Here is a 23,935-nt window from a genome sequence, read left to right as displayed (position 1 = left end):
GCGACATCCGACTGTTTCGCAAGGATGACGAATTATGGTTTCTAATTTATTTACGCGGCGTCGCTCTTTCTCTCGACGTCTCACAAAGAGATGCTTTGGGCCTTCTCAGGCGCGCTCCATCACATAACTTCCCGGCGCTTCCTCGATCGCGTTCAACGCGTCGCCGCCGGGTTTGCGCGCCGGCACGCGTCTGCCGTCATGCGTCTCGATCCAGGCCTGCCAATGCGGCCACCACGATCCCGGCGTCTCGGTCGCCTGGTCGAGCCAGGTCTCGTAGTCGCCCTTGGCGGGGCCGCCGGTCCAATATTGATACTTCTTCTTGTCGGGCGGGTTGACGACGCCCGCGATGTGTCCCGAGCCGGTGACGACGAACTCCACTTTGCCGCCGAAGAACTGGCTGCCGAGGAAGACGGACTTGGCAGGCGCGATGTGATCCTCGCGGGTGGCGAGATTATAGATCGGGATCTTCACGTCCCTGAGCGACACCGGCTTGCCGTCGAGGATCATCTCGTTTCGCGTCAGCGCATTCCGGAGATAGCAGTTGCGTAGGTAGAAGGCATGGTTTGCCGCTGCCATGCGGGTCGAATCGGCGTTCCAGAACAAGAGGTCGAAGGGCAGGGGATCCTGGCCCTTCAGGTAGTTGTTGACAAAATAGGGCCAGATCAGCTCGGAGGCGCGCAGCATGTTGAAGGCCATCGACATCTTCGTGCCGTCGAGATAGCCGGCCGCCTGCATATGCTCTTCGAGCGCCGTAAGCTGCTCCTCGTCGACGAAAACCTTGAGATCGCCGGCATGGGTGAAGTCGACCTGGGTGGTGAAGAGGGTCGCGGTCTTGATGCGCTTGTTCTTTTCCTTGGCATGCAGCGCCAGTGTCGCCGCCAGCAGCGTGCCGCCGACGCAGTAACCGACGGCGTTGACGTCTTTCTCGCCGGTCGCCTTCTCGATTGTCGCAAGCGCGAAATCGATGCCCTCGCGGGCATAGGCCGCCCAGTCCTTATCGGCGTGGCGCGCATCCGGATTGACCCAGGAAATGACGAAGACGGTCTGACCCTGGTCGACGCACCATTTGATGAAGGATTTCTGCGGGTTGAGGTCGAGAATATAGAATTTGTTGATCCAGGGCGGGCAGATCAGCAGCGGCCGCTTCAGCACCGTTTCGGTCGAAGCCTCGTACTGGATGATCTGGCAGATGTCGTTCTGGGCGATCACCTTGCCTGGTGTCAGCGCCATGTCGCGGCCAACGGCAAATTTCGTCATGTCGGTCTGGCGAAGGCGAAGATCGCCATGTCCGGCGGCGATATCCTCGGCGAGCATTTTCATTCCCCGCACCAGATTGGCGCCGCTGGTGGCGATCGTCTCGCGGTAGAGCTGCGGATTGGTGGCGACGAAGTTGGTCGGCGATAGCGCAGCCGTAATCTGCTTCACATAGAATCCGGCCTTGTGCTTGGTGTGCTCGTCGAGGCCGTCGGTCTCCGACACCAGCTTTTCCGCCCAGTCTGATGTGACGAAATAGACCTGGCGGAGAAAATCGAAGAACGGATTCTTCTGCCAGTCCTCGTCCGAGAAGCGCTTGTCCTTGCGGGTATCCGGCTCCGGCGGCGTGGGGCCGCCCTGCAGGCCGCTCGCGCCTTGCATGCGCTGCATCGATCGCATCCAGATACCGAAGAACGAGGACATCAGCTGGGTCTGCGCCTCGAAGGTCCGGCGCGGATCGGAAATCCAGTATTCGGTGACCTTGGAGAGCGTCTTGACCATGTCGGTCATCGGATCGATGGCGCTTTCGGTGATCTCGCCGCGTTCGCGCGGCGCAAGCCAGGCAGACGCTGCCTGTCCGAGATTTTCGAGCGCCCGGGCGAAATTCATCGCCATGGCCTCGGGATCCTTCAGCAGATAGGGATCGAGATCGGTCGCGTCGATACCGGCCTTGCCGCCACTCTCCTTCTTGCTGTCGGTCACCATTTCCTCCGGCGGCAGCACTCTTTTTATCCAATCGTTGTACATCGTGATTGAACGAGAAAACAAGTTCCACGCGCGTCGGCTCATGCTATTGCTTTGTGGCTGCGACAAATTTAACAGTCGAAGCAGTCAGAACTGGATTTTTGAGGCATGACGAAGAACGGCATTTTGCGCATCGCAACCTTCAACCGCACCGCACTGATCTGCGCCGCGGCGGCGATGGCCCTTGCCGGATGCAATCTGACGGCGGAACAGAAGGCCGCCGCCGCCGCCAAGCGAGCGGCGCCGACCGCCGTCGTCATGCCGGCGACCAAGGGCGAGGCGGTCGAAGGCGGCCTTGCTAAGTCGCCGGACGGTTATCCGAATTTCGGCGCGCCGCTGACGGCCGCCAACGTCCAGATGAGCGACGAGCAGGCGGCCAACCTGCAGCATCAGCTGACCGCACTTGCCGCCCAGCGCAAGGCCGGCACCCTCTCGGAAGCCGATTATCAGGCCAAGGTCGCCGAAATGCGGCGCCTGGCCGCCGAGCACGGCACCGATACGCTCTCCGAAATCTCCAAATAGACCTTGCCTTTCAGGCAATTTGGACGCAAAGCCTTCCGGATGGATCGGAAGACATAATTTTCCCGATAAAGCGCGTTACGCGGCCTTTCCGTCAAAGATTTGCCGCGTGGCTTGGGTCTGATGAATACGGCGTTGCGATTCTGAAGTTCGTGTCGCAGCCGCCGGGAGACGGAACGAACTTCGACTGCGGCCCGAAAAGCCGCCTTTCCATGGGGAATGAAATGGAAGAGTTTCACAAAGTCCGGCGTTTGCCGCCTTATGTTTTCGAACAGGTCAACCGTTTGAAAGCAAGCGCGCGAGCGGGCGGCGCCGATATCATCGATCTCGGCATGGGAAACCCTGACCTTCCGACTCCCCAGTCGATCGTCGACAAGCTGTGCGAGGTCGTGCAGGATCCGCGCACGCACCGTTATTCGTCGTCCAAGGGCATTCCGGGGCTGCGCCGCGCCCAGGCCGCCTATTACGCCCGCCGTTTCGGCGTCAAGCTCAACCCGGATACGCAGGTGGTCGCCACCTTGGGCTCCAAGGAAGGCTTCGCCAACATGGCGCAGGCGATCACCGCGCCTGGCGACGTGATCCTCTGCCCGAACCCCACCTATCCGATCCACGCCTTCGGCTTTCTGATGGCAGGCGGCGTGATTCGCTCCATGTCGGTGGAGCCGGATGCGAGCTTCTTCGAGCCGCTCGAACGCGCGGTCCGGCATTCGATCCCGAAGCCCTTGGCGCTGATTCTCAACTACCCCTCGAACCCGACAGCCTTTGTCGCGACGCTCGATTTCTACAAGGACGTCGTCGCCTTCGCCAAGAAACACGACATCATCGTGCTTTCCGACCTCGCCTATTCCGAGATCTACTTCGACGGCGCCCCGCCGCCGTCGGTTCTCGAAGTACCGGGTGCGATCGACGTCACGGTCGAGTTCACCTCGATGTCGAAGACCTTCTCCATGCCCGGCTGGCGCATGGGCTTTGCCGTCGGCAACGAGCGGCTGATCGCGGCGCTGACCCGCGTCAAGTCCTACCTCGACTACGGCGCCTTCACGCCGATCCAGGTGGCGGCGACGCATGCGCTGAACGGCGACGGCTCCGACATTGCGGAAGTCCGCAACGTCTATAAACGTCGCCGCGACGTCATGGTCGAAAGCTTCGGCAAGGCCGGCTTCGACGTGCCGCCGCCGGCTGCCACCATGTTCGCCTGGGCGAAGATCCCGGAAAAGTTCCGTCATCTCGGTTCGCTGGAGTTCTCCAAGCTGCTGGTCGAGAAGGCCGACGTCGCCGTTGCCCCGGGCATCGGCTTCGGCGAAATGGGCGACGACTATGTCCGTCTGGCGCTTGTCGAGAACGAACACCGCATCCGCCAGGCTGCGCGCAACATCAAGAAGTTCATGTCGACGGCAGACGAGACGATGCATAACGTCATCTCGCTGAACGCGCACCGCTAATCCAACTCTCCGGCAGCCGTGTTTTACGGCTGCCGCCACACAGACATTCAGGATCGATCCATGGCAGATGCCCTCAAAATCGGCATTGCGGGCTTGGGCACCGTTGGCGCCTCGCTAGTCCGCATCATTCAGCAGAAGAGCAACGAGCTTGCCGTCACCTGCGGGCGTCCGATCACCATCACCGCGGTCTCCGCGCGTGACAGGACGAGGGACCGCGGCATCGATCTTTCCGCTGTTACCTGGTTCGACCGCCCGGAAGACCTTGCCGAAAAGGGCGATATCGACGTCTTCGTCGAGTTGATGGGTGGCGCCGAAGGGGCGGCCAACGTCTCGGTGCGCGCCGCACTCCAGCGTGGTCTCCATGTGGTGACAGCCAACAAGGCGCTGCTTGCCTATCACGGCGTCGAGCTTGCGATGATCGCCGAGGAGAAGGGCGCGCTGTTGAACTTCGAGGCGGCAGTCGCCGGCGGCATCCCGGTCATCAAGGCGCTGCGCGAATCGCTGACGGGCAATGCCGTCTCGCGCATCTACGGCATCATGAACGGCACCTGCAATTACATCCTGACCAAGATGGAGAAGGAGGGGCTTTCCTTCGCCGAATGCCTCAAGGAAGCGCAGCGGCTGGGTTATGCCGAGGCCGATCCGGCCTTCGATATCGAGGGCAACGACACGGCCCACAAGCTGTCCATCCTGACGACGCTCGCCTTCGGCAATCGCATTGCGGCCGACGATATCTATCTGGAAGGCATCACCAACATTTCGATCGAGGATATCCACGCCGCCGCCGAGCTCGGTTATCGCATCAAGCTCCTGGGTGTTGCCCAGCGCACCGATACCGGCATCGAGCAGCGCGTCCATCCGACAATGGTGCCTGTAGATTCGGTCATTGCCCAGGTCGACGGCGTCACCAATGCGGTGGCGATCGAATCCGACGTGCTCGGCGAGCTGCTGATGGTCGGCCCCGGCGCCGGCGGCAATGCCACGGCCTCGTCGGTGCTCGGCGACATCGCCGATATCGCCAAGAGCCAGCCGGGCGCCCAGCGCGTACCGGTGCTCGGCCATCCCGCAACGACGCTGGAGCCCTACCGCAAGGCGCAGATGCAGAGCCATGAAGGCGGCTATTTCATCCGCCTGACCGTGCTCGACCGCACCGGCGTCTTTGCCAGCGTCGCAACCCGCATGGCAGAAAACAACATCTCGCTGGAATCGATCGTCCAGCGCTCCAAGCAGCATCTGGCCCCCTCGCATCACCAGACGATCATTCTCGTCACCCACGCGACGATGGAGGAGTCGGTGCGCAGGGCGGTCGCCTCGATCAAGTCGGAAGGTTATCTCTTCGGCGAGCCGCAGGTCATTCGCATCGAGCGGCCGAAAGAGGAAGGCTGAGCCATTCTTCCCGTGCGGAATAGTTGAGCCGCCCCGCCTCTGGCAGGGCGGTTTTTTCTGCTATCTATGCAACCTTTCGTTACGGAAGCCTATATTAACAGATACCGAAATATTGATATAACTAAACCAGAGATGGTGAGTCGTCTGGGTGGAGAATTTCATGAGCAAGGACAGCCACGCCGGGAAGGGGTATGGCCGCCCGAGCGAGGTGCCGCCAGGCCGTCCTGATATGCTTGAGCAAACTCTCAAGCCGGCCTACCATGAAATTCGCCAGGAGGTCCCTGAGGAGGTTGACGGCGACGAACACACGGAAGGCCGTAACTGGGCCATTCTGCTGACGCTGTTTTCGGTCATACTGGTGCAACTGGCCGGCATCGCCCTGATCGTCTGGGCGGTATTCTAAAGCGTGTCGCGATCTTTCAGATTCGCTCGCGCTTTAGAGTTTTTGCTTGCACGCATGTCGTTTTCGCAAAACCGCCGCACACTTTTGCGCGACATGCTTTGGTAAATATCCGTGTCTGTAAATCCATCGCTATGTTATCTCCGCTGCTCCTGTAGAAAGAGCAGATGAAGTCAGCGGAGTGTGGCATGGCAGATCCCGTCGATCCGGTACAGCGCGCGTTTCTCGGCGTGGAGAAATCCGCGCTCGACAATCGCTGGGTCGCGCGGCTCGACCAGGCCGGGCAGAACCGCGCGCTGGCCATGTCGCAGATTCACGGACTGCCGGATCTGATCGCCCGCGTGCTGGCCGGGCGCGGCGTCACGGTGGACGAGGCGATCGAATTCCTCGATCCGACGATCCGCAGCCTGATGCCCGATCCTCACACATTGACCGATTGCGAAAAGGCCGCAGTCCGCCTCGTGAGCGCCATCGAGCGCGGCGAGAGCGTCGCGATCTTCGGCGACTATGATGTCGATGGCGCGGCGTCCTCGGCGCTGATGTATCGCTTTCTCAGCCATTTCGGCGTCAAGGTGAACATCTATATTCCCGACCGCGTCTTCGAAGGTTACGGCCCCAATCCGGCGGCGATCAACCAGTTGATCGACAATGGCGCCCAGCTGATCGTCACCGTCGATTGCGGCTCCACCAGTCACGAGGCGCTTTCAGCCGCTGCCGCGCGCAATGTCGATGTCGTCGTCATCGATCACCACCAGGTGACACATGAGCTGCCGCGCTGCCATGCATTGGTCAACCCGAACCGCGAGGACGATCTCTCGGGGCAGGGGCATCTTTGCGCAGCCGGCGTGGTTTTCATGGTGCTGGTCGCAACGCTGAGGCTGCTGCGTGCGGCCGGCAACAAGCGCATCCTGGCGATCGATCTGCTGCAATGGCTGGATATCGTGGCGCTGGCGACGGTCTGCGATGTCGTGCCGCTGAAGGGCCTTAACCGCGCCTATGTGGTGAAGGGGCTGGTCGCCGCTCGCCACCAGAGCAATGCCGGGCTTGCGGCACTCTTCCGCAAGGCGGGGCTCGCAGGTCCGGTGACACCCTATCATTTCGGCTTCCTGATCGGACCGCGCATCAATGCCGGCGGGCGGATCGGCGATGCGGCGCTCGGAAGCCGCCTGCTGACGCTCGACGACGCCGGTGAGGCAGAAATGATCGCGCAGCGCCTCGACGAGCTCAACCGCGAACGCCAGGCGATGGAGGCCATCATGCTGCAGGAGGCGGAAGCCGAGGCGCTCGCCGAATATGGCGACGGCGAGGGGGCCTCCGTCATCGTCACTGCCCATGAGAAATGGCATCCCGGCATCGTCGGGCTGATCGCGGCGCGGCTGAAGGAGAAATTCAAACGGCCGGCCTTCGCCATCGCCTTCGATCCCTCCGGCCGCGGCACCGGCTCGGGCCGCTCGATCAACGGCTTCGACATGGGCAGGATGGTGCGGTCTGCGGTCGACGAGGGGATTCTCGTCAAGGGCGGCGGCCACGCCATGGCCGCCGGGCTGACGGTCGAGCGCGCCAATCTCGGCAGGCTGAGAAGCTTCTTCACGGAGAAGGCCGAAAGGACGGTGGCCAGCCTCGTCGCCAACGAGACGCTGAAGATCGACGGCGCGATCGGCGCAAGCGGCGCCACTCTCGAACTCATCGACCGCCTGGAGGCCGCCGGCCCCTATGGCTCCGGTCACGCCCAGCCGCTCTTTGCCGTGCCGGCACATCGCGTGCGCGATGCCCGCCTCGTCGGCGAGAAACATGTGAAGGTGACGCTGGAGGCAATGGACGGATCGCGGCTCGACGGCATCGCCTTCCGCGCCGCCGATACGGCACTCGGCAATCTTCTCATCAATTCACGCGGCGCCAGCCTGCATGTCGCGGGTTCGCTCGGGGCCGAGCATTACCAGGGTTCACGCCGCATCCAGCTGCGCGTCTGCGACGCGGCTCCGGCGCGGTAATCTTCTGCGAATTTCATCAGCTGCCGGCGGTCATGACGCTCATCAGCATCTCCGCTTGCGATCGGCTCTTCATGGCCGCAAAGCCCTTCGCGGCGATGGAATCGCGCTCGGCGGTATCTCCGATCAGCTTATGGCAGCGCTCTATCATCTTGTCATAGGGCTCGACCGCCAGGCCGCCGCTGAAGGGCTGGAGATCCGGGTCGCGGATATCGCCTTCGGTCAGCACACAGACGCGATTGGCGAGCAGATAGGAAATGCGCACGATCTCGAAGACGCCGCTCGTATAATGATGGATGTTGATGACGATCTTGGAACGGGCGATCGCCGCGTCGCGTTCCGCGCCATAGATGTTGAAGAGGTGCGCGACCTTGAGCCCGCCTTGCTCCAGCGTCTTCAGGATATGGTGGCGGCGTTCGTTCATCGAGCCGTAGAAGAGCACGTCGATATCTTTGACGGGGGCATGCTGTATCTGGCTGAGGCAGCGGCTATAGCCGACCTCGAGCACGCCGGCATGGTCAATGCCCTTGGCGGCGAGATTTTCCCGGTTGCGCGGGCTGTAGTCGAGAACCGGAAGCGACTTCAGGATCGAGGTGTAGCGCGAATTGATCCAGATGCTTTCTTCCGACACCTGCTCGAGATTGATGATGACGCTGTCCTGCGGCAGATGGCCGACGATTTCGGCGGGGAGAAGATTGCCGCCGTAGATGATCGGCGCGCGGCCGGCGAACGCATTCATGTCGCGGACGATCGGTGCCGAGCCGCCGAGTTCCTCGAAGGCGCCCTGCAGGCCGAGCGCGACTTCGTCGAAGGCGTGGCTATGACTGTAGTTGGCCGGCGTCACGATCCAGATGCAATGACGGTCCTTGTGCGCCTGCCATCCGCCGGCAAAGGGCTGCAACGGGTTGCGGAGCGGCTGCTCGATCTTCGGCGCGGCTGGCAGAGCGGGCCTTTCGGTCCGTACCGGCTGCTGCGGCGCCGCAGAGGCGCCTGAAGCCTGCGAAGCATAGGCGCGCATCAATTCGCGGCCGCCGATGAATTGGCCGCGCGGCATCCAGGCGGGCGGATCATCAGTCCCCCAGATCAGATGCGGCTGCTTGATGAGCGGCTGGCGGCCTTCCTGCCACGAGGTCAGGAGAGCCTGGTCACGGCTGCGCAGAAAGGCTTCCTTGGTGGTGAAAAGACCATGCAGCATACGGCCGAGGCGGACACCGAACTTCCATTCGAAATCGGCAACGGTCGGTACGAAGGCGGCGATCTTCAATCCGGCGGCGGCAGCCTGCCGGACATAAAGCCCGAGCAGACGTTCGATCACGAAGGGGCGCATCTTCGCGTTGGCATCGCGTGAATAGTGAGCCTCACCGGCATAGGCGGTACCCGCCGGGGTGCCGACGCGCGCTTGATTTTCGAGCGATTCGAGAATGCGTTCGCAAAAGGCGAAATAGCCGGACCAGAATTTCCGGTTGCCGCAGAAATAGTTGCAGAACATGAAGGCAGTCTTGTCCTGCGGCGGCGCAATCGGATAGCCGAGCTCCTGGATATGCAGGAAGATCGGCTCCATGCCGGGATGGCCGCCAAGCAGCGAATGTTCCCAAACGTTGCTGTAAATCGCCGCGTGGCCGATCAGCGGATTGTAAAGATAGGCGTCTGCACCTTCGGCCCTGGCTTTTTCCGCCTCGGTGACAAAGGACGGGAAGCTGGTCACCGATTTAATCTCGAATTTGCTGGAGAGCAGCCCCCAGAACACGTCGTCACCGAGGCCGATCGCCTCGTGATGCTGATGCAGGATGTGGAAGAGCTCATATTCGCGGGTTGTCGCCTGCGTATTGAACGAGATGTCGAGCGGCACGGCAGCCGCGTCGAGCTGGCTGCGCTGCGAAGGATCGAGATAGGGCTGATAGACGATGACCGATCCCGTGCCGGCCGCTTTTTCCGTGAGAAGCGCCAGATCAGGAAGACCGGCCGGCAGAGCGGAAATGGGCTGATTGATCGTCAAGGCATCGTCCTTCGTGCATGGCCGCCGTCTCCGTGATTCACGAAACGGCATTCGGGCTGGTTTGGGGCCGACTATTGGACGTGAAGCTTGCGCCACACTGTTGGCACGAGTTTCGCTAGACCAGGGGAAAGGTTAAGCCGCGATGTTCGTACGTAGAGCGCGGACGCTACGAGAGGTTTGCGCCGAAGGAGAGGTGCGAGCGGCAAACAAGGCCGCGAATCTGGCTCGAATAGACGGATGATTTTTGGGGAGAGAAGTGGCACGCCCTAGGGGAGTCGAACCCCTCTTCCCAGAATGAAAATCTGGTGTCCTAACCGATAGACGAAGGGCGCTTCCTTCGTGGTGGCGCCCTTATAGTCAGCACCTTCGAAGGCCGCAAGCGCCAAGGCGTGAAAAAATCATCGTTTTCGCCGATTTTTTTCGACTGTGGAAAAACCTGGTATCGTCAGGCGACGGGGCCGGGAAAGATAAGCCAGCGGGCTGGTTTGGGCGCCATTGCGCAATCCAGTGGTACGCCCTAGGGGAGTCGAACCCCTCTTTACAGAATGAGAATCTGTCGTCCTAACCGATAGACGAAGGGCGCAGGCAACTTTACTGAAATAGGAATGCGCACCGGCTTCTGCAAGCGGATGTGATGGCTTCTATATGGAGAGAAAGTGGCACGCCCTAGGGGAGTCGAACCCCTCTTCCCAGAATGAAAATCTGGTGTCCTAACCGATAGACGAAGGGCGCTTCCTTCGTGGTGGCGCCCTTATAGTCAGGCGTTTTGAATCCCGCAAGCGGAATTGCGGTTTTTCTTTCAAAAAAGTGACAAGAAATCCGGGCGTGTTCGAAAAGCCGATTATTGAAGCCGAATCAACGGGCTGCCGGCTGTTTCTTTAACGAGGCGAGGTGGTGCTGCCGTAACGTAATGCGAAAATCGCGCGGTCGTCAGATTGCTCTTGCGGTCGTTATCGGCGCGCGTTTGCCGCCGCAGCCCCAGTTCCAGTCACGGGTTTTGCCGGTATCGAGGTGGACCGAATCCGTATGGCAATAGGTGCCGACGCCGCCGCGGTTCGGGAGCGAACGGATATAGGCGGCGATATCCCATTTCGTTACGCCGTCGATCTGGATGTCGGCCGCCTCGCAGCTCTTGTGCATCGATTCGTCGGCGCCACCGACCAGGCGGTTGTGCTCTTCGTCGCGGTAGCCTGACGTGACAATAACCGGCCGGCCGAAATGGTTTTCGACCGTCTTGATCACTTTCAGCAGGTCGGGCTTGAAGCAGCCGACCTCGACCTTGTCGTTCTGCACATGCAGGCCATTCGGCGCGATACGCGTCATGCCGGGCAGGGCGGCCTTTTGCAGCAGGCCGGAAAGACTGCCGAGCAGGTTCTGCTTCGGCGCGCTGTAGAGCGCATTCATCGTCGAGGTCGGAATGCTGCCCGTGGCGAGCGACGCTGTTTGAACTGGCGCAAGCTGGGTGCTGTTGTTCTGTGAGGATTGCTGCGGCAGCACCGGCTCCGCCGGCGGCTGCGGCACGTATGGCTGGCTGTAGACGCTGCTTCGCGCGGGTGCCGCCCCTTGCACCGGCGCATAGGCCTGCGGCTGGATGACGGTTGACGTGCTGTTGTTTTGCGGCGCCGGCTGATGATCGGAAAAAATGCTCATCGCCTGCGCGTTGATCCGGGTCGACTGCAGGACGAGCCCGCCGATATTGGCAGGTGCTGTGCTCGCCGGATCGGCCGGCGGGACGGCGGCATTCGGATCCTGCGCGACGAGCTGAGGCGCGGCCTGGGCGCCGGAGACGTTGACGAGTCGAGGGTCCGTGTAGCCCGAACGAGGGACAGAGCCTGCGGGCGCTACCGTGGCAAGCTGAGGGACTGTGGCCGACGCCGCCGGAGCAACTGCGGCGGAATCGAGCGCCTTCTTGTCCGACGCGCAGCCGGACAGCGCCAGCACCGAGGTGGCGATCAGCAAAGCGCCCGTCACGGGCATCCGCATCTGCATGTTACGCAAGCGAGCAGTCTCCAGTTGATGCGGAAAATGGGCATAAACGCCGCCTTCCGCTTCGAGTCATCGGGAGATTGCCTGCGGGGCCGGATCGCGGCAAGCGGCAAGGCGCCGGCCGGACCCGAAATCGCAAAAGCCGCAAGTTTCGCAAAAGCCTTGCGGCGAAAAACCCTTACCAGGCGCCGGTATTGCCCATCGAGGCCCAGGGTTCGGCGGGCGGAAGCGGGCTGCCTTTCTGCAGGATTTCGATCGAGATGCCGTCGGGCGAGCGCACGAAGGCCATGTTCCCATCGCGCGGCGGCCGGTTGATGGTGACGCCATTGTCCATCAACTTCTGGCAGATCGCATAAATATCGTCGACCTCATAAGCGAGGTGGCCGAAATTGCGTCCTCCGCTATAATCCTCTGTATCCCAGTTGTAAGTCAGTTCGAGGCAGGGAGCTTTTTCGTTGCGTGCACGGTCGAGATCGTCGCGAGCGGCCAGGAAAACCAGGGTGAAGCGGCCCTTTTCGTTTTCGTGGCGGCGAATCTCCTCCAGCCCGAACAGCGTGGTGTAAAAGGCGAGGGAGGCATCCAGGTCTTTGACCCGTACCATTGTGTGGAGATAACGCATTCTATCTACTCCTTTATTGGGGCTGGCTTTTTTCAGCAAGCCGAGGTCAGCTTCGGGCAAGTCAACTTTATAAAATGTGCAGCTGGGAATAACCGAAAACTAGGACTTGCGCTTATCCGTTACCAAGATGTTAATCTTGATTTCAAGAATCAGTTAACCGTAACAGTGTGACGCGTATTCGAGGGGCTGGCGACAATGGCTGACAGGATTTCATCGAACGAATACTCCGATCTCGACGAGCTATCAGGAGAGGCGGTCGATCTTGTTGAAATCACCGGCGTCGTCAAGTGGTTCGACGTCGCCAAGGGTTTCGGCTTTATCGTACCCGACAACGGCATGCAGGATGTTCTCCTGCACGTGACCTGTTTGCGCCGCGACGGTTACCAGACCATCCTCGAGGGAACGCGCATCGTCGCCCTCATCCAGCGCCGCGAGCGCGGCTACCAGGCTTTCAAGATCCTCTCGATGGACCAGTCGACCGCGGTTCATCCGTCGCAGCTGCCGCCGGTGCGCACCCATGTGCAGGTCACCGCGACGAGCGGGCTCGAGCGTGCGCTGGTCAAATGGTTCAACCGCACCAAGGGCTTCGGCTTCCTGACGCGCGGCGAGGGCACGGAAGATATCTTCGTGCATATGGAGACGCTCCGTCGCTTCGGCCTGACGGAACTGCGTCCCGGCCAGGTGGTGCTTGTCCGCTTCGGCGACGGCGAAAAGGGCCTGATGGCCGCAGAGATCCATCCTGATGTTCCGAGCCCGGCAAGCCGGTCGCACTGACATGCGTGGCCTGTCCCTGTTTCATGCCATCCGAAGCGCCATCCTGGCGCTTTTTTTCATGGCTGCGCTGCCGGCCTTGGCCGAGGAGCAGATGCGGTTCGACAAGGAGCCGCTGCTCATCCAGACCGCCGCGGGCAAGGTGCTGCATTTCACCGTAGAGATCGCCTCGACCCCCGATCAGCGCGCCCGCGGGCTGATGTTTCGCAAGACGATGGCCGATGATGCCGGCATGATCTTCGATTTCGACGAGCCGCGGCGCGTCACCATGTGGATGGAAAACACCATTCTGCCGCTCGACATGCTCTTTGCCGACGACACCGGCACGATCCGCCACATCAAGGAAAACGCAAAGCCCTATTCGCGCGATATCATCGATTCGATGGGCGAGGTGAAATACGTCGTCGAACTCAATGCAGGCGTCGTCGCCAAGCTTGGAATCAAGTCCGGCGACAGGATCGTCAGCGCCACGACGACAAGCAAGGCGAAGTGACGGCGGCAGGGTCGCGCGCAGGCGGCTGCGAGGGAATTCAGGAATATCAGGATATTGAATGGTCGGAGTGGAGAGATTCGAACTCCCGACCCTCTGGTCCCAAACCAGATGCGCTACCAGACTGCGCTACACTCCGTGCCGTGAATGGCAGGGGAGATACACGGTTCACTTCGCCGTCGCAACCCATAAATCCAGCGCTGGTCGAAGATTCCTCGCCTGCCCTGTGGATGCTATAGAAAAATCTTGATGGGTCGCACGTCTGCCGTGCCGGGCGCATTGAACGTCAGGACAAGGCTGCCTCAGCCGTGGGCGATCAGGCCGAGATATTGGGCGTAGCTGATGACGACGTAGAAGAAAGCCGTGATACCAGCTCCTAACGCAATGGCATTGAACTCTGGCGAACGTTTCATCATGAGTGCAAATCCACTGAAACCGATGGAGCCGTAGATAGTGCCAGGGACCGGCTGCGGCAATCAGCTTGTAATCACAACATGCGACGATCGGTAACATTGCGCAATTCGGCCTGAGGTCCCTCGGCCATGAAGAGAGGGCTGGATCGACAGGTGGGAAGACGACCCAAAGCCGCTTCGCCCGCCGATAGCCTTGTTTCCCCAATGCATCGGCTTGTCATGAGATGGAGCAGGCAGCGTGCGTCGCGCACCGCCTTTTTTCTTGAAAAGCCGCGGATTCGCGGATAAGCAAAATTCATCTCTTCGCGCTATCTCAAGCGATGAAGCAAAAGACCCGGCAACCGGGATTGAGACCATGAAAGCCGGGCACTGCCCGCATAGTCGGAGACGCCGCAGTCATGTCTGCCAAGATCTATCGTCCAGCCAAGACCGCCATGCAGTCCGGCAAGGCCAAGACCCATCTCTGGGTGCTTGAGTTCGATCAGGAGTCGCCGCGCAAGATCGATCCGATCATGGGCTACACCTCCTCGGGCGACATGCGCCAGCAGGTGAAGCTGACCTTCGAAACGCAGGAACTCGCCGAGGCCTATGCCCAGCGCAACGGCGTCGAATACCGCGTCATTGCGCCGAAGGATGCGGCCCGCCAGGTGGTCGCCTATCCCGACAATTTCCGCTATACCCGCACGCAGCCCTGGACGCATTGAGATTTCTCGTCCAAATATGCCGCATTCGGTCGCGCGCCTTGAACGCGACCGCCGGACGGCCCCTTAGCTCAGCTGGATAGAGCACCTGCCTTCTAAGCAGGTTGTCGCAGGTTCGATTCCTGCAGGGGTCGCCATCAATTTTCAAGTATTTGTTTTTGCTTTGTTTTCAGGCGTAAACCCCCATTGGATTTGGTTTGAGGGGTTAGGCTGTTCTCGTTCAGTTTCGCAGCGCTCGAAATAGCGAGCTTCCGCTTGTCGGCCTTCCGCGTGTAATGGTTGACCATAGAAACGCTTCTCCAGCCAAAACGGGCCTTGAGTTTGCTGTTGCTGTTGCCGCTTTCGACCAGGAGCTGGGCGAGCGTTTTCCTTAGGTCGTGCGCCCGGCCATCCACGCCCGTCTCAGCGCACATTTGACCGAACCAATTCCCGAACGCGGCCGCGCTCTTAAATGGCCGGCCATGAACCGGCGTCACCAGATAAGCCAGATGCTCTTTCTTCACCGCATCGAGAATGGCTCTAAGATCTGGGTGAATAGGAATATAAACCCACTCGTCATTCTTGCCTGCGCGGTACTCGATGATGTTATCTTTGACGTGCTGCGGGCCGATCTGGAAGATGTCCGAGCGGCGCAGGCCAGTGAAAGGCAGCATGTCCATGGCGAGTCGCTCCTGCGAGCCTTCCGGGTGCGTGGCATAGAACTTTTCGACGTCGGCCGCTTCCCAAGGCTTGAAGCCTTCAGTCTTCGCCTTTGGCATTTTCACATCTCGGACGGGATTGTTTTTCACGATACCCGCGTCCACAGCGTAGACGCGCAATGACACGATCAGATTCATAGTCCAGTGGATGGAGAAGAACACCCCTATCTCCCGGTGCACAACCTCGATGAAGACGGCGACGTGGATGGGTCGGCATGAATTTCGATAACCCAAAATCCGTATTCGGGATGTCGGCGTCAGTGTCGCTCGAGCGTCCTTGGGAACATCAAGACAGTCCGCGCGCACTCGGCTTGCCTGAACGAGCTTTTGCATCAATAGCCCACCCCGCAGAGCGAATTCCCACGGCCCCAGTTTGTAAAGAGACCACAGGAGATAACAGTGTCCAAATCAGTGCTCTTCATGTCCATGTCACTGGACGGGTATATCGCGGGGCCTAACGATGAAGTGGGCAATCCCGGCGGCGACGACTTTATGCGGTTGCACGAGTGGTACGGGGATTTTTCCCGACCGACCGGACCGGTCGGACAATTGTGGGACGAATGGAACGCGCCAGGTGCGATTCTGGCGGGTCGGCGAACCGTGGAGCAGGTCGATCACTGGGGTGGTGACAATCACGGTGTCGCGATTTTCGTACCCAGTCACAGGCCGCCCGGGCCATCCGTCGCGAATTATCCCTTGGTCAAATACGTGAGCGACGGGATCGCGAGCGCAATGGCGCAGGCGAAGGCCGCCGCCGGGGACCGGGACGTGTTGATGCTTGGCGCGTACACGGCGCAGCGGGCGCTGGAAGCTGGCGTGCTCGACGAACTGCAAATACACCAGGTTCCAGTCTTGTTCGGAGGTGGCCGCCGAATGTTCGAAGTCTTAACATCGCGCGTCGAGTTGGAGATCGTTCGGGTGATCGATACACCCGAGGCCACGCACATCCGCTACCGCGTCCGCCGCTGAGCCCGCCGGTCCAGCCATCACTCGTTTGTGGTCGTCAGCATCAAGGACACGGAGGGACCACGTGGCCGTTATTCCGACGGTTTGGAGAAGCCGCGGTAAAAGCGTGTCGGCTGCAGCAGCGAACTGACGATGTTGGCCACGATCGGCCCATCCGCCTCGCTCTTCGCCTTCGCTTCCCGCCACTCCCGATCGGCGATGAACTCGGCCCATTTCTGCTCGCGCTCCGCCAGCGACCGCCATTCGAGCAGGTAGGTCAGATCGTTGCTGGAAGAACCGATCATCGTCGTCCAGAAGCCGAGTGAGCGGATGCCGAGACGTTCCCAGATCGCCAGCGTTGCGGTCTCGAAACGCTGTTGCAGTGCCGGCAGCCTCTCCGGCACACATGTATAGATGCGCAATTCGTGGATCATCGGATGCTCCTCATGCTGGATGTCCTTTGGAGCGTCCTCAATCCGCTCTCGGAAATGAGGGGCAGCTTATAAAATTCCATAAGGTAATCAATACTTGCGCGGCGCCCCTCAGATCAAACAATTTCATTGAAATTACAGCATAATTTCAGAGTTTTGGCATTCCTGCAGGGGGCGCCATTATCTCCCAACGTTTTTGCGGTTCGCAGAATGGCCCACGGCAAGCAGGGGTTGCCGGGAGACTTGATGGTTTTACATGTGCTTCGAACCCGGCCCGGTCGGATTTCGGATCACGCTTGCCACCCGGCCAATCGGCATGGACATCGGTGCGCGTCGTTTACATCGCGGGCGTCGTCGCCTAGTGATTGCGCGAAACCTTAGAGTTTGTGGGTGAACGGCCATGTTGATCAAGCAGAGCGACTACCATCGGATTTACCGCATTATCAATAGCCTGCTCATCAACGAAAATGCCGACCCTGCCACGGCCTGTATGTACTTCAGCACCTTCGGGGCTTTCATCCTCGAACAACACTACAAAATCAAGGCCACGCCTAAGGGCGGGCTTGCTGCTTACAATCTCGGGGGCACGCTCATACTGTTCGCAGACTATCGCGAAGACGGCTATGTGACTGGCGCTGGGGAAAATTTCCACTGCTGGGTGGAGGCGGATGGTTGGGTTATCGATTTCATGGCTCCGGCATTTTCCGAGACTGCCCGAGAGCTTTCGGTGCCTCCGAAAATGTTTCAACGTCCGCTCTCATCAATGGCTTCGTCGATCAACAATCTTGGCCAATCCGGTGATTTCTTTTATCAAGCCGAACCCGAGGCGACTGCCCGGCGTTTCGCAGCCTGGCACAAACACGCGATGATCGGTGATATGGCGACGATCGCCGCGAACTGGTTTCGAAAGTCGCCGAAGCAATTGCTGACGTCGATATCGGTTGCCGATCAAAACGGAAAGCTGAAAAAGGTTCCGCTTTCGGGCAACGCGCTCGTTGGCGCGTGGTGATCGCTCCTGACGTCTTGGCCAAGAGAACGCCGCTATATGTGTTATCCGGGTTGTAACGCCCAACACCGTCACCAGAAACTTGTTTTAAACACATTGCCGGCCTATCGATTCTTCCATCGAAATTGCTTGTCGAGCTTTGGTTCGCGCCTCAGGCGGCCCAGCTGATCTTTCCTTTCAAAATCGATTTCTACGCCGTCCGGCAGTCGCCGGAGGGCGATTGTTTATGCGCTTGAGAGGAGACCGTCATGAACACAGGCACGGTTAAATTCTTTGATCCGACGCGGGGCTTCGGCTTCATTCAGCCGGACAACGGCTCGACCGATATCTTCGTCCATATTTCAGCCGTCGAGCAGGCTGGCATGGCGTCCCTTGATAAGGGGCAGAAGGTTGGCTTCGACGTCATCCAGGATAGCCGTTCCGGCAAAAGCTCCGCCGGCAACATCGTCGCTGCCTGACATGCCGCTGGTCTTTGACCGCGGATGCAGGCGACAGCATTTCGGCTGGGTTTTCCGGCCATTGAGGAGAATGTCATGAGCAAGACCAATGCAGAGGCGCTGTTGCGCAGAGCGCAGCGCCAGGTCGCCAACACCAGTGGCGGCGGTCATCTCGGCGGCACCAACTTCGGTCAGGGCAACGATGCCAAGACCGCGTCCGGGAGCGGCAATCGCCAGACGGGCAAGGGCCGGCCGCCAGGCGGCGCCAAACGCTGACATCTGCCAGCCGTGTTAATACAGCCCCGCCAAATTGGCGGGGTTTGTGTTTCATGCGTGAGACGCTGCGGCAGATTGGAACTGATTAGCTCTTCTTAGCGATCCAGGAAATGATCGAAGTAGACCTGAGGGATGGGGTAGGCGTAGACGCCTCTGTCGACAAAGCTGCGCCTGTAGAGGCAATTTCTGAGCACCGCGTTGTAATCTAGGCTTCGTGGATCCGGCGAGCCGCGTCGCCATGACCCTGCCTCCGGCACGCACCGCTGGAGAGCTTTTTCGTATCGAGCCAGAAGAACCGGGTCGGTATCGACCCGAATGCCGCTGTAGGATTGATAGTTTGAAGGAGATTCTGCGGCCGAAATACAGCCCAAGCTAAGTGCAAGACCAACGACTGCCATCAATCTCATCGGATTTATTCTCCCTGATCGATTTATCGAAGTATCGAGCGGAACGTTATTGGTTCCAGTGCCTGCGGGCAAGGGGACGCCTTGTTTCGCGGTCTGCTCCGGCTGTGATCTCTCTGGCGGCTGGATAGCCGCCGCCATATCATGGCGGCAGCCATTCGCTGCGTTCAATCCAGGAGATCGGCCGGGACCTTGCCGCCATTTTCCGAAAGCCGCTTCATTAGGGCCTTGTGCAGCCACATATTCATTTTTGCGGAATCGTTGGTGTCGCCGGTATAGCCGAGTTCAGCGGCGAGTTCCTTGCGCTCAGTCAGGCTTGCATCCATCCCGACGGCTTTCATCAGGTCCACGATCGAGCGACGCCAATCGAGTTTCTGGCCGCTTTTCTTCACCGCTGCGTCAAGGAGGGGCACGATATCGACTGTGACCGTGGCGGGCTTGCTCTGAGCGGGAGCGGCTGCAGGCGTCGGACTGGGCGCCGCCGACGGTGAGGCAGGCGCTTGCGCCGGCTCTGTCTGTTGCGGGCTGACAGCGACGGGTTCGGCTGCTTTCGCCTCTCCGAAGATTGCATGTTTGATCTTGTCGAAAATGCCCATTCTAAACCTCCAGTTCCATTAAATGAGAACATGCTGAAACATGGAATTCTCGCCCGATATATCCAGGCGGAACGGGAGTTATTTTTACCGGTCTCAATCGACGATGGAAAAGCCAAATCCGGGGCAGGGGCAGCCGATCGGCGACTGCAAATGGATCTCGCCGTCAATCGCATCGAGAACGGCGCTTTGCTTGCAGGTTCTGCAACTGCCTGAAGATTGCTGGCGCGATTGCGAGGGAAATGACTTCGTCGGCTCTCCAATCGCCGCCAGACATGGCCGTTTTCGGCACAGTCGGTCGGACAATTCGTATTTCGATAAGCATGTAACATCATTGCCGGCCGCCGGACCGACTTGCCGTGCCGTGTGGCGAAACATTCGCCAACCCTTCACGTTGCTTTGCCATGGACGCCCTGCAGGTTGCAGGCATCCAACGATCGAAGGTACGCGCGTTCCTCGATTTTCGACTGCCGGACAGATCGTTCGGCGAATGGAAACGGAGGAAAACCATGAGTGAGAACCATCATAGACTGTCCCTTGCAGTGCTCGCATCCACCTGCGCATTGCTTGCCATGCCGGCAAGCGATGCGCATGCGATCGATGTCGGCGTGTCGGTGAATGCAGGCAATGCCGTCAGCGCTGATGTCGGGACTTCGCTTGGCGGCGGGCGCGGCGTCAGCGCCGATGCTTCCGTCGGCGGCTCGAACGGCGTCAATGCCGATGCGACTGCCAATGCCGGCGGCGGCCAGGGCATCGATGCCGATGTCAACGCCGGCGTCGGCAACGGTCTCGACGCAAGCGCCAATGCCAGGATCGGCGGCGGACGCGGCGTCAATGCCGATCTCAACGCACGTGCCGGCGGTTCAGATGGGGCCGATGCCAACGCCACGGCCTCGATCGGAGGCGGTAGTGGCGTCGATGCCAATCTCGCCGTCGGTAGGGTAGGCGGGGTGGACGGGGCTGGCGCGGCAAGTGGCGGTGACGGATCCGTGCCTGGCGGCGGTCTCAGCCCGTCGCAGGTCCGCACTCTGGAGGCCTTCCGGGCGAGGCCCGTCAACGAGCAGCGCAAGATGCTTGTCCGTTGCGCCGATATCTCCGCCTCAAGCGGCTCTGCTTCCGGCGGTTCCGATTCCGGTCTTGTCGGTCTCTGCAGTCTGTTGCAGGCGACAGCCTCTCGCTGAACGTAAAAAGACCCGCCGAACCGGAAGGCGCGGCGGGTCCTTTAAAAAGCTTCGGCTCCCAAGCTTAGTGCAGGATCTGGCTGAGGAACAACTTGGTGCGTTCGTGCTGCGGATTGTCGAAGAACTCGGCCGGCGAATTCTGCTCGACGATCTGACCCTGGTCCATGAAGATGACGCGGTTGGCAACCTGACGGGCAAAGCCCATTTCATGGGTGACGCAGAGCATGGTCATGCCTTCCTCGGCAAGGCCCACCATGGTGTCGAGCACTTCCTTGATCATTTCCGGATCGAGCGCCGAGGTCGGCTCATCGAACAGCATGATCTTCGGATTCATGCAGAGCGAGCGGGCGATCGCCACGCGCTGCTGCTGGCCGCCGGAGAGCTGGCCCGGATATTTGTTGGCCTGTTCCGGGATCTTGACCCGCTTCAGGAAGTGCATGGCGATCTCTTCCGCCTGCTTCTTCGGCATCTTGCGCACCCAGATCGGCGCCAGCGTGCAGTTTTCGAGGATCGTCAGGTGCGGGAAGAGGTTGAAATGCTGGAACACCATGCCGACTTCGCGCCTGACCTCGTCGATCTTCTTCAGATCGTTGGTCAGCTCGGTGCCGTCGACGATGATCTTGCCCTTCTGATGCTCTTCCAGACGGTTGATGCAGCGGATCATCGTCGACTTGCCCGAGCCCGACGGCCCGGCGATGACGATGCGCTCGCCGCGCATGACCTTCAGGTTGATGTCGCGCAGCACGTGGAAATCACCGTACCACTTGTTCATGTTGACGATCTCGACCGCCACTTCCGTTGCGGAAACGGTGAGTTTTTTCGCTGGAGCTTCAGCCATGACTATTTTCCCTCATTCTTATCGTTTTAGCGTTCTTATCGTTTGTGGCCGGTATCGAGATGGCGTTCCATGAAGCCTGAATAGCGCGACATGCCGAAGCAGAACAGCCAGAAGATGAAGCCGGCAAAGATCAGGCCGGTGATCGGCGTGACGGCGCTTGCCCAATTGGCATCGGAGAAGTTCAGCTTGACGATACCGAGCAGGTCGAACATGCCGATAATGGTGACCAGCGACGTGTCCTTGAACGTTCCGATGAAGGTGTTCACGATGCTCGGGATGACGAGCTTGATGGCCTGCGGCATGATGATCAGCCGTGTCTTCTGCCAATAACCGAGGCCAAGCGAATCGGCGCCCTCGAACTGTCCCTTCGGGATCGCCTGAAGGCCGCCGCGGATCACTTCAGCCATATAGGCCGAGGTGAAGATCGAAACACCGATCAGCGCCCGCAGAAGCTTGTCCACGTTCCAGCCGGTGGGAAGGAAGAGCGGCAGCATGACACTGGCCATGAACAGGACGGTGATCAGCGGAACGCCTCGAATGACCTCGATGAAGGTAACGCAAAGCATCCGGATGACGGGCATCTTCGAGCGGCGCCCCAGCGCAAGCAGAATACCGCAGGGCAGGGAAACGGCAATGCCGACGAAGGACAGGACAAGGGTCACCATCAACCCGCCCCAGAGCGGAGTATCCACCACTTCGAGGCCGAAGCCCCCGTGAAGAAGCCAGAAGGCGATGACCGGCAGGACGGCGAACAGAAGAATGGCGTTCAGTCCCTTGCGCGGCGCCGACGGGATCAGCATCGGAACCAGAAGCACAATGAACAGGATCCCGACGATCGCCGGCCTCCAACGCTCGTCGAGCGGATAGCGGCCGAATATAAACTGATCGTATTTGGCACTGACGAAGGCCCAGCATGCTCCACTCCAGCCATCAGGCTGGATACCGCCCTGGATCGTCGTCGCGCAGAATGTGCGGTCCGGGCCGGACCATACGGCCTGGATGAACAGCCAGTTGACCAGTTGCGGCACGGCCCATGCGATCAGCGCAACAGCCAGGATCGTCAGGATTATGTCTTTCGGGGTTGCAAGAAGATTACGGCGTATCCAGGCGACGGCTCCGCGCTCCCCGGGGGGCGGCGGTTCGGCCGCAAGGATGGACGTTCTGACGAAGGGTTTATCGGCGACCGACATCTTATCTCTCCACCAGTGCCATCTTGGCGTTGAACCAATTCATGAACAGCGACGTGAGAATGCTCAAGCCGAGATAGACGATACCCCAGATGCAAACGATCTCGATCGCTTGACCGCTCTGATTGAGGATTGTGCCGCCGACGGCAACGAGATCCGAAAAACCGATCGCGATGGCGAGGGAGGAGTTCTTGGTCAGGTTCAGGTACTGGCTCGTCAGCGGCGGGATGATGATGCGCAGCGCCTGCGGCACCACGACAAGTCTCGTCACGCTCGACGGATGCAGCCCCAGCGCGCCGGCTGCCTCGGATTGTCCCTTCGCAACGCCGCGAATGCCGCCGCGAACGATCTCGGCGATAAAGGATGCGGTATAGAAGGACAGAGCGAGAAACAGCGACATGAATTCCGGGCCGACGACCGAGCCGCCCGTCAGATTGAATTTACCGGCGATCGGAACATCGAAGGTGAGCGGAAAGCCGGAAGCAATGAAAACCAGCAATGGCAAACCGACGATCAGCGCGATCGACGCCCATACCGTATGGAACGGCTGGCCAGTTGCGGCCTGGCGTTTATGGGCCCAGCGCGCCATGATGATGGTGGCGACAATCGCAATCACCAGGGCGATGCCGACCGCGATCATGCCTGTCTCGAAGATCGGCTTCGGGAAGGCTAGTCCTCTGTTGTTGAGGAACATATTGAACGGCAGCCCCACCGATTCGCGCGGCTGTGGCAGGACGGAGAGAACGCCGAGATACCAGAAGAAGATGACGAGCAGCGGCGGAATGTTGCGGAAGATTTCGACATAGACCGTGCAGAGCTTGGAAATCAGCCAGTTCCGCGACAGCCGGCCGATCCCGATAATGAAACCGATGATGGTCGCCGTGATGATGCCCGTCACCGCCACCAGCAAAGTATTCAGAATGCCGACGAGAAGTGCGCGTGCATAAGTCGAGTCGCTTGAATAGCCGATCAGCGACTGGCCGATTTCGAAACCGGCGCGACCGCTGAGAAAGCCGAAACCAGATGCCGTATTGCTGCGGGCAAGGTTTACGGCCGTGTTATGGGCAACCCACCACACAAACGCCACGAGGGCAACAATTGTCAAAACCTGGAAAAATATGCTCCGGTATTTCGGGTCGTACATTGCCGACCGGAAACTCCAGCCGGTGTTATGCAAAGGTGTCCTATCCACAGCCTCATGCGTCATGCCGCGCCAATCCCCTTGTGCCC

At 60.0% G+C, this 23,935-nt stretch carries 25 protein-coding genes, 5 tRNA genes and 1 pseudogene; 16 read left to right on the top strand and 15 right to left on the bottom strand.

Features of this window, described 5'->3' with window-relative positions; translation table 11 throughout:
• Window positions 1-105 precede the first annotated feature (105 nt).
• Complete coding sequence (locus ACMUVN_RS07780; protein ID WP_373289141.1) at window positions 106-1,959, bottom strand: PHA/PHB synthase family protein; 1,854 nt, start codon at window positions 1,957-1,959, stop codon at window positions 106-108.
• A 147-nt stretch (window positions 1,960-2,106) separates the two neighbouring features.
• Between ACMUVN_RS07780 and ACMUVN_RS07775 the strand changes: the two genes are divergently transcribed.
• From ACMUVN_RS07775 to recJ, 5 genes are all read left to right on the top strand, one after another.
• Entirely contained in the window at window positions 2,107-2,520 is a 414-nt protein-coding gene (locus ACMUVN_RS07775; RefSeq protein ID WP_047614864.1) for a hypothetical protein, read from the top strand.
• 221 nt (window positions 2,521-2,741) lie between these two features.
• The gene (locus tag ACMUVN_RS07770; RefSeq protein WP_047614866.1) at window positions 2,742-3,959 is read left to right on the top strand and encodes an LL-diaminopimelate aminotransferase; all 1,218 of its coding nucleotides are present in this window, start codon (window positions 2,742-2,744) and stop codon (window positions 3,957-3,959) included.
• Between the two features lie 60 nt (window positions 3,960-4,019).
• Window positions 4,020-5,345 (top strand): homoserine dehydrogenase, encoded by a 1,326-nt coding sequence (locus ACMUVN_RS07765; protein WP_063475486.1) that lies wholly within the window; start codon window positions 4,020-4,022, stop codon window positions 5,343-5,345.
• A gap of 160 nt (window positions 5,346-5,505) precedes the next feature.
• Window positions 5,506-5,748 (top strand): hypothetical protein, encoded by a 243-nt coding sequence (locus ACMUVN_RS07760; RefSeq protein WP_063475487.1) that lies wholly within the window; start codon window positions 5,506-5,508, stop codon window positions 5,746-5,748.
• A gap of 185 nt (window positions 5,749-5,933) precedes the next feature.
• Complete coding sequence (gene recJ, locus ACMUVN_RS07755) at window positions 5,934-7,736, top strand: single-stranded-DNA-specific exonuclease RecJ (RefSeq protein WP_063475488.1); 1,803 nt, start codon at window positions 5,934-5,936, stop codon at window positions 7,734-7,736.
• Between the two features lie 16 nt (window positions 7,737-7,752).
• On the opposite strand, the gene ACMUVN_RS07750 is transcribed toward recJ, so the two are convergent.
• The 6 genes from ACMUVN_RS07750 to gloA all read right to left on the bottom strand — a co-directional run bounded on the left by ACMUVN_RS07750 (window position 7,753) and on the right by gloA (window position 12,334).
• Window positions 7,753-9,729 carry a glycosyltransferase family 1 protein gene (locus ACMUVN_RS07750; RefSeq protein WP_414814978.1) on the bottom strand — a complete coding sequence of 659 codons (1,977 nt, stop codon included), beginning with the start codon at window positions 9,727-9,729 and terminating at the stop codon, window positions 7,753-7,755.
• Window positions 9,730-9,986: 257 nt separating this feature from the next.
• Window positions 9,987-10,061 (bottom strand) — tRNA-Glu (locus ACMUVN_RS07745).
• Window positions 10,062-10,237: 176 nt separating this feature from the next.
• Window positions 10,238-10,312 (bottom strand) — tRNA-Glu (locus ACMUVN_RS07740).
• A 74-nt stretch (window positions 10,313-10,386) separates the two neighbouring features.
• Window positions 10,387-10,461, bottom strand: a tRNA-Glu gene (locus ACMUVN_RS07735).
• A gap of 198 nt (window positions 10,462-10,659) precedes the next feature.
• A complete protein-coding gene (locus ACMUVN_RS07730) occupies window positions 10,660-11,727 on the bottom strand; it encodes a YcbK family protein (protein ID WP_047615721.1) in 1,068 nt (355 codons plus the stop codon).
• Window positions 11,728-11,893: 166 nt separating this feature from the next.
• Window positions 11,894-12,334 carry a lactoylglutathione lyase gene (gene gloA / locus ACMUVN_RS07725; RefSeq protein ID WP_063475490.1) on the bottom strand — a complete coding sequence of 147 codons (441 nt, stop codon included), beginning with the start codon at window positions 12,332-12,334 and terminating at the stop codon, window positions 11,894-11,896.
• Window positions 12,335-12,529: 195 nt separating this feature from the next.
• Here gloA and ACMUVN_RS07720 point away from each other — a divergent pair, with 195 nt between their 5' ends.
• Window positions 12,530-13,108, top strand: coding sequence for a cold-shock protein (locus ACMUVN_RS07720; RefSeq protein WP_012757289.1), 579 nt, complete (start codon window positions 12,530-12,532; stop codon window positions 13,106-13,108).
• A 1-nt stretch (window position 13,109) separates the two neighbouring features.
• Entirely contained in the window at window positions 13,110-13,598 is a 489-nt protein-coding gene (locus ACMUVN_RS07715; RefSeq protein WP_063475491.1) for a DUF192 domain-containing protein, read from the top strand.
• A 59-nt stretch (window positions 13,599-13,657) separates the two neighbouring features.
• Here ACMUVN_RS07715 and ACMUVN_RS07710 read toward each other — a convergent pair.
• Window positions 13,658-13,734, bottom strand: a tRNA-Pro gene (locus ACMUVN_RS07710).
• Between the two features lie 672 nt (window positions 13,735-14,406).
• Here ACMUVN_RS07710 and ACMUVN_RS07705 point away from each other — a divergent pair.
• Both ACMUVN_RS07705 and ACMUVN_RS07700 read left to right on the top strand, forming a co-directional pair.
• Window positions 14,407-14,712 carry an ETC complex I subunit gene (locus ACMUVN_RS07705; RefSeq protein ID WP_063475492.1) on the top strand — a complete coding sequence of 102 codons (306 nt, stop codon included), beginning with the start codon at window positions 14,407-14,409 and terminating at the stop codon, window positions 14,710-14,712.
• Window positions 14,713-14,769: 57 nt separating this feature from the next.
• Window positions 14,770-14,846: transfer RNA gene (locus ACMUVN_RS07700), tRNA-Arg, on the top strand.
• On the opposite strand, the gene ACMUVN_RS07695 is transcribed toward ACMUVN_RS07700, so the two are convergent.
• Window positions 14,847-15,362 carry a tyrosine-type recombinase/integrase gene (locus ACMUVN_RS07695; RefSeq protein WP_414815013.1) on the bottom strand — a complete coding sequence of 172 codons (516 nt, stop codon included), beginning with the start codon at window positions 15,360-15,362 and terminating at the stop codon, window positions 14,847-14,849.
• Window positions 15,363-15,519: 157 nt separating this feature from the next.
• Here ACMUVN_RS07695 and ACMUVN_RS07690 point away from each other — a divergent pair.
• Both ACMUVN_RS07690 and ACMUVN_RS07685 read left to right on the top strand, forming a co-directional pair.
• Window positions 15,520-15,626: pseudogene (locus ACMUVN_RS07690) on the top strand (CopG family transcriptional regulator); the annotation flags it as partial.
• Window positions 15,627-15,818: 192 nt separating this feature from the next.
• Complete coding sequence (locus tag ACMUVN_RS07685; RefSeq protein WP_174824522.1) at window positions 15,819-16,376, top strand: dihydrofolate reductase family protein; 558 nt, start codon at window positions 15,819-15,821, stop codon at window positions 16,374-16,376.
• Window positions 16,377-16,444: 68 nt separating this feature from the next.
• Here the strand turns inward: ACMUVN_RS07685 and ACMUVN_RS07680 are convergent, their stop codons facing one another.
• Window positions 16,445-16,786, bottom strand: coding sequence for an NIPSNAP family protein (locus ACMUVN_RS07680; RefSeq protein ID WP_047614882.1), 342 nt, complete (start codon window positions 16,784-16,786; stop codon window positions 16,445-16,447).
• 397 nt (window positions 16,787-17,183) lie between these two features.
• On the opposite strand from ACMUVN_RS07680, the gene ACMUVN_RS07675 reads away from it, so the two are divergent.
• The 3 genes from ACMUVN_RS07675 to ACMUVN_RS07665 all read left to right on the top strand — a co-directional run bounded on the left by ACMUVN_RS07675 (window position 17,184) and on the right by ACMUVN_RS07665 (window position 18,502).
• On the top strand, window positions 17,184-17,792 hold the full coding sequence (locus ACMUVN_RS07675) for a DUF2026 family protein (RefSeq protein WP_047614883.1): 609 nt from the start codon (window positions 17,184-17,186) through the stop codon (window positions 17,790-17,792).
• A gap of 245 nt (window positions 17,793-18,037) precedes the next feature.
• On the top strand, window positions 18,038-18,247 hold the full coding sequence (locus tag ACMUVN_RS07670) for a cold-shock protein (RefSeq protein ID WP_047614884.1): 210 nt from the start codon (window positions 18,038-18,040) through the stop codon (window positions 18,245-18,247).
• A gap of 75 nt (window positions 18,248-18,322) precedes the next feature.
• Window positions 18,323-18,502 carry a hypothetical protein gene (locus ACMUVN_RS07665; RefSeq protein ID WP_063475497.1) on the top strand — a complete coding sequence of 60 codons (180 nt, stop codon included), beginning with the start codon at window positions 18,323-18,325 and terminating at the stop codon, window positions 18,500-18,502.
• Window positions 18,503-18,597: 95 nt separating this feature from the next.
• Here the strand turns inward: ACMUVN_RS07665 and ACMUVN_RS07660 are convergent, their stop codons facing one another.
• Together ACMUVN_RS07660 and ACMUVN_RS07655 are read right to left on the bottom strand one after the other, a co-directional pair.
• The gene (locus ACMUVN_RS07660; protein ID WP_082849734.1) at window positions 18,598-18,909 is read right to left on the bottom strand and encodes a hypothetical protein; all 312 of its coding nucleotides are present in this window, start codon (window positions 18,907-18,909) and stop codon (window positions 18,598-18,600) included.
• A gap of 164 nt (window positions 18,910-19,073) precedes the next feature.
• The gene (locus ACMUVN_RS07655; RefSeq protein WP_063475498.1) at window positions 19,074-19,502 is read right to left on the bottom strand and encodes a DUF3597 domain-containing protein; all 429 of its coding nucleotides are present in this window, start codon (window positions 19,500-19,502) and stop codon (window positions 19,074-19,076) included.
• Between ACMUVN_RS07655 and ACMUVN_RS07650 the strand changes: the two genes are divergently transcribed.
• Both ACMUVN_RS07650 and ACMUVN_RS07645 read left to right on the top strand, forming a co-directional pair.
• Window positions 19,476-19,715, top strand: a complete 240-nt coding sequence (locus ACMUVN_RS07650) for a hypothetical protein (RefSeq protein ID WP_125853751.1) — start codon at window positions 19,476-19,478, stop codon at window positions 19,713-19,715. The two genes, ACMUVN_RS07655 and ACMUVN_RS07650, sit on opposite strands and share 27 nt — an antisense overlap.
• 293 nt (window positions 19,716-20,008) lie before the next feature.
• Complete coding sequence (locus ACMUVN_RS07645; protein WP_063475660.1) at window positions 20,009-20,680, top strand: hypothetical protein; 672 nt, start codon at window positions 20,009-20,011, stop codon at window positions 20,678-20,680.
• A 64-nt stretch (window positions 20,681-20,744) separates the two neighbouring features.
• Here the strand turns inward: ACMUVN_RS07645 and ACMUVN_RS07640 are convergent, their stop codons facing one another.
• The 3 genes from ACMUVN_RS07640 to ACMUVN_RS07630 are packed head-to-tail and all read right to left on the bottom strand — an operon-like array spanning window position 20,745 to window position 23,912.
• A complete protein-coding gene (locus ACMUVN_RS07640; RefSeq protein ID WP_063475500.1) occupies window positions 20,745-21,518 on the bottom strand; it encodes an amino acid ABC transporter ATP-binding protein in 774 nt (257 codons plus the stop codon).
• Window positions 21,519-21,553: 35 nt separating this feature from the next.
• A complete protein-coding gene (locus tag ACMUVN_RS07635; protein WP_047614889.1) occupies window positions 21,554-22,708 on the bottom strand; it encodes an amino acid ABC transporter permease in 1,155 nt (384 codons plus the stop codon).
• Between the two features lies 1 nt (window position 22,709).
• A complete protein-coding gene (locus ACMUVN_RS07630) occupies window positions 22,710-23,912 on the bottom strand; it encodes an amino acid ABC transporter permease (RefSeq protein WP_047614891.1) in 1,203 nt (400 codons plus the stop codon).
• Window positions 23,913-23,935: the final 23 nt, after the last annotated feature.

This window comes from Rhizobium sp. IY2 (assembly GCF_047532935.1).
Taxonomy (GTDB): Bacteria; Pseudomonadota; Alphaproteobacteria; order Rhizobiales; family Rhizobiaceae; genus Rhizobium; species Rhizobium anhuiense.
Note: the sequence above shows the minus strand (reverse complement) of the source record. Positions and strands in the feature narration are given on the sequence as shown.